Annotated in this window: 4 protein-coding genes; all 4 read left to right on the top strand. The window is 44.4% G+C overall.

Annotated features, from left to right (window positions below):
* Positions 1-533: 533 nt before the first annotated feature.
* The 4 genes from gyrA (at position 534) to RT084_RS06000 (ending at position 9,464) form a co-directional block, all read left to right on the top strand.
* Complete coding sequence (gene gyrA / locus RT084_RS06015; protein ID WP_312385811.1) at positions 534-3,347, top strand: DNA gyrase subunit A; 2,814 nt, start codon at positions 534-536, stop codon at positions 3,345-3,347.
* Between the two features lie 173 nt (positions 3,348-3,520).
* Entirely contained in the window at positions 3,521-4,216 is a 696-nt protein-coding gene (locus tag RT084_RS06010; protein WP_312385810.1) for a glutathione S-transferase, read from the top strand.
* A 280-nt stretch (positions 4,217-4,496) separates the two neighbouring features.
* Positions 4,497-7,310, top strand: a complete 2,814-nt coding sequence (gene aceE / locus RT084_RS06005) for a pyruvate dehydrogenase (acetyl-transferring), homodimeric type (RefSeq protein WP_312523584.1) — start codon at positions 4,497-4,499, stop codon at positions 7,308-7,310.
* A gap of 81 nt (positions 7,311-7,391) precedes the next feature.
* Positions 7,392-9,464, top strand: coding sequence for a 2-oxo acid dehydrogenase subunit E2 (locus RT084_RS06000; protein WP_312385809.1), 2,073 nt, complete (start codon positions 7,392-7,394; stop codon positions 9,462-9,464).
* The last annotated feature ends 60 nt before the right edge of the window (positions 9,465-9,524 follow it).

The raw sequence follows: 9,524 nt of genomic DNA, 5'->3' as shown, positions 1-9,524 counted from the left end.
GGCATGGTGGTATTGGTTTAAAATGCTTATTATATTACAGTTTTAACTATAAGTTTAGTCAGTTCTAAATTTGCGATAGCTACTGAATCTATGCCCAATTAACCAACACGCACTTAACTGATACCCATTTAACAAAGCCTGTTTATCAACAGGCTTTGTCATTAGACAGTTTATTTTATAGATTATTAATTATTACAATAGTTGATTAAGATAGCTGGTTAAATTTGGGTAGCTTACCATGGGGGTAAAATAACACCCGTCAAAGCATGATATTTTGATATTAGCGTCGACATTTGGCGGTGGGTTAACTGCTAAATCATGCGTTTTATGCTATAATTATTCCTTTTTACTATCCTAAAAATATTACGTCATCTGTGTTACTTTTCTAAAAGTTTTGATTGGGGTTTTTTGCAGCTTTTGGTCAAAATTGCGCATTGCTTTTAAACGCATGGTTGTTAACTTAGCTATCGCCTTGAAAAGTAAAATAAATAAGATGACTCGTATATTTAAGTAGCTTGATAAAAGGAGCGTGCATGTCCACCGATTCCGTTAGCCCGATTGGCATCGTCGATGAATTAAAACAATCTTATCTCGACTATGCCATGAGCGTAATTGTCTCCCGTGCTTTACCTGATGTGCGTGATGGGCTCAAACCTGTTCATCGCCGTGTGTTATACGCGATGCATGAATTATCAAACGACTTTAACAAACCTTACAAAAAATCGGCGCGTGTGGTCGGTGATGTTATCGGTAAATACCACCCACATGGCGATACTGCAGTGTATGACGCGATTGTGCGTTTGGCGCAGCCGTTCTCAATGCGCTATATGCTCATCGATGGTCAAGGTAATTTTGGCTCAGTGGATGATGACCCTGCCGCAGCGATGCGTTATACCGAAGTGCGCATGCAAAAACTTACTCACCAAATGCTGGGTGATTTGGATAAAGACACTGTGGATTGGGAGCCAAACTATGATGGTTCAGAGCAAATGCCAAGCGTCATGCCAGCCCGTATTCCAAATTTGCTTGTTAATGGTGCCACAGGCATTGCGGTGGGTATGGCGACCAATATGGCGCCACATAATCTGACCGAAGTGATTAATGCGTGTTTGGCGTATGCCGATGATCCGCACATCTCGGGTGAAATGCTTATGCAGCATATCACCGGTCCTGATTTCCCAACAGGCGGTATCATTTATGGCCGCTCAGGCATTGTCGATGCTTATCGCACCGGTAAAGGTCGCCTGCATTTGCGCGGCAAATATCACATCGAACCGATGAGTGAAACGGGCGCCAATAAAGAGCGTGAGCGTATTGTATTTACTGAAATTCCGTATCAAACCAATAAAGCAAAACTGATTGAAAAAATCGCAGAATTGGTACGCGATAAAAAACTTGAAGGCATTAGCGAGATTCGTGATGAGTCAGATAAAGATGGCATGCGTATCGCTATTGACTTAAGACGGGGTGAAAACGCGGAAGTCATCGTTAACAATCTATTTATCCAAACGCCTTTAGAATCGAGTTTTAGCATTAACATGGTTGCCTTAGATGAAGGTCAACCTAAAATCATGACGTTGCGTGATTTGATTGCCGCTTTTGTGCGTCACCGCCAAGAAGTTGTCACTCGCCGTACTATTTATGAGCTCAAAAAAGCGCAGGCGCGTGGTCATCTGCTAGAAGGGCTAACGATTGCCCTTGCCAACATTGATCGTATTATTGACACTATCAAGGCATCGGCAAACCGCCAAGAAGCCCGCGATAACTTACTGACCAATACTTGGCAGTCAGGTGGCGTGATTGCCATGTTAGAGGCAGCAGGCAGTCATTCGATTCGCCCCGATGTGATTGAAGGCGAAGACCTAAATGCCCCATATGGACTGATTGATGACAACCAACATTATCGTCTATCGCCTGACCAAGTCAATGCTATTCTGGATATGCAGCTGCACCGTTTAACAGGGCTAGAGCAAGACAAGCTACAGCAAGAATTCAAAGAAATCTTGGCACTCATTGCCCAATTACAAAGCATCTTGGATAACTTTGACCAATTAATGCAAGTAATCAAAGACGAATTAATCCAAATCCGTGATGACTTTGGCGATGCACGCAAAACCCAAATCGTCGATAGCCGCAGTGACTTTAGTCGTGCAGATTTGATTCCTGAACAGACCGTTGTGTTGACTGTTTCACGCACGGGCTATGCCAAAACCCAGCCTATCAGTGACTACATCGCCCAAAAACGCGGGGGTAAAGGAAAGTCAGCCACTGCCATGAAAGCAGACGATGTCATTGACCATATGGTGGTCACATCGACACACAACAATGTGATGATTTTTACCGATCGGGGTCGTGTGTTTGGGTTGCAAGTGTTTGAAGTGCCTATTGCCAGCCGTGGTTCGCGTGGCCGTCCGATGGTCAATTTGATTGCGCTCGATGCCGATGAAAAAGTCACCGCCATCTTACCTGTGACCGAAGACGACAAGCAAAATGACAATAGCTATGTGTTCTTTGCAACCGCATCGGGTATGGTAAAACGCGTCCAATTGTCACAATTTAAAAACCTTCGTGCCAACGGACTTCGCGCTGTTGAACTGAACGACGGCGATAACTTGATTGGCGTTGCCATTACCGATGGCGAGCAAGACATCATGTTATTCTCCAATGAAGGTAAAGCCATTCGCTTTAATGAAAGTAAAATCCGTGCGATGGGTCGTACCGCAAAAGGGGTACGCGGTATGCGGGTGACGCTACTGGCCAATCAAGGTATCGAAGACGAGGACGCCGAGCTTGAAGACGATAGCCAAGATGACCAAGACAATGACAGTGTCGTTGCGGTTAGCCGTGTGGTGTCGTTGGTTGTTGCCCCACAGCAGGGCGAGATTTTATGTGCTTGTGAGCGGGGCTTTGGCAAACGTACACCTGTCTCTGATTTCCCTGTCAAAGGTCGTGGCGGTAAAGGCATTATCGCCATCAAAACCACGGCGCGTAATGGTGAGCTGGTGCAGGCGTTAGCGGTAACCGATGCTGATGATATTGTGCTGATTTCTGATGCCGGCACGCTGGTGCGTACACCTGTCGGGCAAATCGCGCAAACAGGTCGTAATGCGCAAGGGGTCACCCTGATTCGTATTTCACAAGATGAATCATTGGTATCTATTGCTTTGGTTGAAGGCGGTAGCGAAGACGAGCTGGACGAAGATATTGTAGCGTCAGAATTGGCTGACAATATTGCGCAAGACAGCGCTGATTTACAAGACAGTGCGGATTTGCAAGACATCGAGTTGTCTGAAGCGCTGCAGCAAGATGGTTTACTAGAAGCCGATGCACAACAGCTAGATGACTAATTTGTAGCTTTGTTATTTGTAACCTCGCTTTATCAAACCAGCTTATCAATCAATAAGCTGGTTTTTTTTCGATCAATTCTACAATTTCGCAACAGCCAGCAAGTTTAAAGCCTTATAAAATTTGAAATTATCTTGTTCTAACAATCCTATTACATTAAAAGACGAGTATACCTATGTCAAAACTGCATCTACATCACCTTGAAAAATCACGTTCATTCCGAATTCTTTGGCTATTAGAGGAATTAGAACTGCCTTATCAGTTGACCAAGTACGAACGCCATCATGGTTTGGCACCCAAGTCTTTGCAAAAAATTCACCCGATGGGTAAGGCACCTATCCTGCAAGATAATGGAAAAACGCTGATTGAATCGGCCAATATCATTGAGTATTTGATTGATAACTATGACCAGTTAAGCGACCAGAAAGATGCACAGCCAATCTCACAACTGGTGCTGAATAAAAAATTTCGCCCAGATTATGGCAGTGAGGCGTATGAGCAGTATCGATATTGGCTGCATTTTACCGAAAGCTCGTTGATGCCCTTGCTTATTATCCGACTAATATTTGCTACCATGATAGAAAAATCACCGATAGGTATCAAGCAAGTGGCAAAATTACTCAAATCAGGGATAGACAAATCTTATCTGAATCATTCATTAACCGAACAGCTCAAAATGCTAGATAAGCATTTGGGTAGCAATGAATGGCTTGCTGGCAACCAATTTAGCGGCGCTGATATACAGCTTGAATTTGGCATAAACGCCATGCAAGAAACCCATAGTTTAGAGGCAAAATACGCCAATATTCACAATTGGTTAAAAAAATGCCAAGCTCGCCCAGCTTATCAAAAAGCGGTTGATAAGTGTTGATGATTGACTGTCAAGCGATTTAACGCTTTTATTGCTTTACTTTGTCGATAAATTTACTATATGGTCAGAAAAAATAGTTGTTTTTTTACCTTTATTTCATAGCTAAATACCTATCAAAAATTAGCGAAAATACTGAAACATTTTTTTTTATGTAAAATATTGCTATCGCTATTTATAACAATGTTTTGTGTGTAATAGTTGAATACTTTGAGTCGTTTACAACCTAGCTCCATTCTAGGTTATTTCCATGGATGGATGCCATTGCCAGAAGGAACGAAAAATGCAATATCAGTATTTTAAAGACCCTGATAGTCAAGAAACCCAAGAATGGCTTGACGCCTTTGATTCGGTGATCAAGTCAGTGGGAAAAAAACGTGCCACTTTTTTACTAAAAGCCATCTATGATAAGGCGGTACAAGAAGGGTTACGCGTTAACCGTCTTGACACTGCTTACATCAACACTATTCCTGTAGAAGATCAACCCTCGTATCCCGGTGATTTAACTCTAGAGCGTAAAATTCGCGCTATTATTCGTTACAATGCGGTGGCGATGGTGATGCGTGCCAACAAAAATGACGACGACTTAGGCGGTCACCTAGCGACGTTTGCCTCAAGCGCGACGTTATACGAAACAGGTTTTAACCATTTTTGGCGCGCAGCGAGTGAAAGCTTTGGCGGTGATATGATTTATTATCAAGGTCATGGTTCGCCAGGGATGTATGCTCGCTCATTTTTAGAAGGTCGATTGACTGAAGAGCAGCTAACAAATTTTCGCCGTGAAGTAGGGGGCAAAGGGCTATCTAGCTACCCACACCCTTATTTGATGCCTGACTATTGGCAGTTCCCAACCGTGTCTATGGGTTTAGGCCCAATCATGTCAATTTATCACGCGCATGTGCATCAATATCTTGAAAATCGCGGCTTGATTCCAAAAGAGGGTCGCAAGATTTGGGCATTCTTGGGCGATGGTGAAACCGACGAGCCAGAGAGCCTAGGTGCTATCTCACTAGCCGGTCGCGAGAATCTAGAAAATCTGATTTGGGTGATTAACTGTAACTTACAGCGCCTAGATGGTCCGGTACGTGGTAACGGTAAAATCATCCAAGAGCTTGAATCCGTGTTTCGCGGTGCAGGCTGGCGGGTGATTAAAGTTATTTGGGGCGGTAAATGGGATACGCTACTAGATAAAGACCATACGGGCGCGCTCAAACATCGTATGCTTGAGACCCTCGATGGTGAATATCAAGTCTATAAAGCGCGTGATGGTAAATTTGTCCGTGACTATTTCTTTGGTAAATACCCAGAACTTGCCGAGATGGTCAAAGATTGGACTGACGAAGAAATCCAAAATTTAGACCGTGGTGGTCACGACCCGATGAAGGTGTATGCCGCATTTAGTGAGGCCATGAAAGCCAAAGGTCAGCCGACGGTGATTTTGGTTAAAACCGTCAAAGGTTATGGCTTATCTAACCAAAGCCAAGCGGTCAACAAGACCCACCAAATCAAAAAACTCGAAATTGATTCATTAAAATATTTCCGTGACCGTTTTGATTTGCCATTTACCGATACGCAGCTTGAAGAATTGCCGTTTTATCGTCCTGATGAAAATTCTGCTGAAATCCAATATCTGAAAGGTCGCCGTCAAGCACTGGGCGGACATTTGCCCAATCGCCGTAGTGGTCATATTCCACTCGATGTCCCAGGGTTAGAGATTTTTGACAAATTACTTCAAGGTAGTGCAGGCAAAGAACAATCTACCACTATGGTATTTGTACGCTTGCTAGCGGCACTGCTAAAAAATAAAGCGCTGCAAGAGCGTGTGGTGCCGATTGTTCCTGATGAAGCCCGTACTTTTGGTCTTGAAGGTATGTTCCGCCAATTGGGTATCTACTCGGCATCGGGTCAAAATTATACCCCTGAAGACCATGAAGCCTTGATGGGTTATAAAGAAGCCAAAGACGGTCACATGCTTGAAGAAGGCATTAATGAAGCGGGTGCGATGAGTGCTTGGATTGCGTTAGCAACCAGTTATTCAACCAATGCGTTACCGATGATTCCTTTCTATATCTATTATTCGATGTTTGGTTTCCAACGCGTCGGTGATTTAGTTTGGGCCGCAGGGGATATGCAGGCGCAAGGCTTCTTGCTTGGCGGTACCGCAGGTCGTACTACACTCAATGGCGAAGGCTTACAGCACCAAGACGGTCATCAGTTGATTTTATTTAACACGGTGCCAAACTGTGTCACTTATGACCCATGTTATGGTTATGAGCTAGCGGTGATTGTACAAGATGGTCTGCGCCGTATGTATGGTGAAGGTGAACGGGTTTTCTATTATATCACCTTAATGAATGAAAACTACGAGCAACCAGCTATGCCAACAGAGGTAGAAGAAGGCATCAAAAAAGGCATGTACTTGCTCAAAGACAATGGTTCAAAACAAGTGCAATTGCTGGGTTCGGGCGTGATCTTACGTGAGGTTGAAAAAGCCGCACAAATTCTAGCTGAAGAATTTAACATCAATGCCAACGTGTGGAGTGTTACAAGCTTTAATGAACTCACTCGTGAGGGCATGGCATGTGATGAGTACAATCGTCTGCACCCATTAGATGAACAGCGTACGCCTTGGGTTACTGAGCAACTTGCCCAGCATGAAGGGATTGTAGTCGCCGCCACCGACTATATGCGCATTTTCTCTGAGCAAATCCGCGCCTACCTACCAGACAGTCGACCGTATGCTACCTTAGGTACCGATGGTTTTGGTCGTTCTGATAGTCGCCGCCAATTACGTAGTTACTTTAAAGTGGATGCCGCCCATATTGTGGTGGCAACGCTCAAACTATTGGCAGATGAAGGTGAAGTTGATGCGCGTTTGGTCAAAGATGCGATTAGTAGCTTAGGTATTGATGCCGATGCTTCACCTGCTTGGCATCCTCAAGTACAAATCGACCATTCTCCAGATGCCCCAGCGATTTTAGGCGCGCATCCAAAACCTGTACCAACCTTGGTTGAAGAGGATGATGAAGCGATTTCAGCAGACGGCAAAGCAGAAGATAAAGCCGATGCGCCAATTCTTAACGACAAACCTGAATAATAGAAATCAATAGTAGGTAATCAGCCACGTATTAGCGGCTGATTACCCACTTAGTAGAAATAAAAATTTAAGGATAAACCCATGGAAATCAAAGTTCCCGACTTAGGCGTTGATAGCGCCGAAGTCAGCGAAATTATGGTCAAAGTCGGCGATGTCATCAATGTGGACGATAACATTGTCTTATTAGAATCTGACAAAGCCTCCGTAGAAGTACCTGCAACATCAGCAGGGACTATCACAGCAATTAGTCTTCAAATCGGTGATAAGGTCAAAGAAGGTGATGTGATTCTCACCATTGATAGTGCAGGCAATAGCCAATCCAACACTGCACCTGTAGAGCAACCTACGCAACAGACAGACCAACAAGCAGCCCAATCTCACGAAGCTAAAGAAGCTAACGCGACTTCATCGCAAGCGCCGTCTATGGCTGCGCCAAATCAATCACAGCCAACATCCGCATCAGCTGAAGCAACCTATACATTGCCAGATTTAGGGGTGGATACCGCAGAAATTAGTGAATGGTTAGTCAAAGAGGGCGATACTGTCACTGCTGAACAACCGCTGGTATTGGTCGAATCCGATAAAGCCTCGGTCGAAGTACCGGCACCTGTCAGTGGAAAAATTGTCAAATTTTTAGTCAATGCAGGTGATACGGTCGCCAATGGTCAGGACTTTATCGTGATGGCCTCCCAATCAGCTTCGCAACAGCCATTAGCCAGTGACCCATCAGAACAAGTCGCTAGTCAAGCCAATTCAGCTGCAAACCAAAATCAGCCACCCGCTCAAACGGTATCTGCGCCTCAATCATCCACACCCGCTGGTAAACAAACCTTTGGTTTGCCTGATTTAGGGGTAGAATCGGCACAGATTAGTGAATGGATGGTCAAAGTAGGCGATGAGATCACAGCAGAACAACCATTGTTATTGGTAGAATCCGATAAAGCCTCGGTGGAAGTCCCTTCGCCAGTCGCCGGTAAAGTGGTTGAATTACTGGTTAACGCTGGCGATACCGTCACCAATGGTCAAGACTTTGTTGTGATTGAAGCGGCGGGGTCAGTGCAATCAGCATCACAGCCGCAAGCGACCACCAATACTGCTCAGCAAGAAATCGCTAAAACGCAAAATACCGCGTCGACTTCAACTAATAGCGCTACCACAACAGCTATCCAGTCAAGTTCACAGTCAAAACTGTCTGAAGCACAAATTAATGCCAAAAACGCCGCGGTTTATGCAGGGCCTGCGGTGCGCAAACTTACGCGCCAATTGGGTGTTGATGTCAGTGAAGTGATTGGTACGGGCGCTAATGGGCGTATTGTCAAAGAAGACGTGTTTGCTTATGTCAAAAATACAATAAAAGCAGTTAGCACACCCGCAGCAGCAAATAATATATCTGCGCCATCAGCGGCTCGCGCAGGATTACCTAATTTACCCGATATGAGTAAAACGGAAATTTGGGGAGAAATTGAGCGCCAAGATTTGACCCGTCTACAAAAAGTCTCAATTCCGCAGCTTAATTACAATACCTATTTGCCACAAGTCACCCAGTTTGATTTGGCAGATATTACCGATGTTGAAAAATTGCGTGGCGACCTGAAAGATGAGATGAAAAAAGAAGGGGTGAGTTTAACCATTCTGGCTTTCATCATGAAAGTAACTGCTTATGCACTGATGCAACATCCAAAATTTAACAGCCATTTAAGCGATGACAATACCCAGATTATTATCCGTAAATCCGTGAATTTAGGCTTTGCTGTAGCCACCGAGGAGGGTTTGACAGTCCCTGTCATTCAACGTGTAGAGCAAAAAGGTATCAAACAACTAGCGATTGAAATCGGTGAACTTGCCAAAAAAGCACGTGATAAAAAACTATCTGCCAAAGAGTTAACCGGCGCGTCATTTACGATTTCAAGTCAAGGCAATCTTGGCGGTACTTACTTTACGCCGCTGGTCAATTGGCCACAAGTTGCGATTTTAGGCGTGAGTGAATCTAGCATTCAGCCACGTTGGAATGAGACTAAAGGCGAGTTTGAGCCACGTTTAATGCTACCTTTGTCATTATCGTATGACCACCGTGTGATCAATGGTGCGGACGCTGCAGTATTTACCCGCTATATTGCAAAATTACTAGCAGATCCACGCCGCGTGTTGTTATAAATTGCAGCGCAAAAAAACCTAGCGTGTCATGTGCATGCTGGGTTTTTTAATGCCCAAAAA

The sequence above is a fragment of the Moraxella sp. CTOTU48717 genome, from assembly GCF_032057165.1.
Lineage (GTDB): Bacteria > Pseudomonadota > Gammaproteobacteria > Pseudomonadales > Moraxellaceae > Faucicola > Faucicola tetraodonis.
This window is presented reverse-complemented; position numbering and strand designations above follow the sequence as displayed.

Coding starts and splice junctions, on each gene's coding strand:
- RT084_RS06000 (WP_312385809.1), top strand. CDS start 7,392: ATGGAAATCAAAGTTCCCGACTTAGGCGTTGATAGCGCCGAAGTCAGC.
- gyrA (WP_312385811.1), top strand. CDS start 534: ATGTCCACCGATTCCGTTAGCCCGATTGGCATCGTCGATGAATTAAAA.
- RT084_RS06010 (WP_312385810.1), top strand. CDS start 3,521: ATGTCAAAACTGCATCTACATCACCTTGAAAAATCACGTTCATTCCGA.
- aceE (WP_312523584.1), top strand. CDS start 4,497: ATGCAATATCAGTATTTTAAAGACCCTGATAGTCAAGAAACCCAAGAA.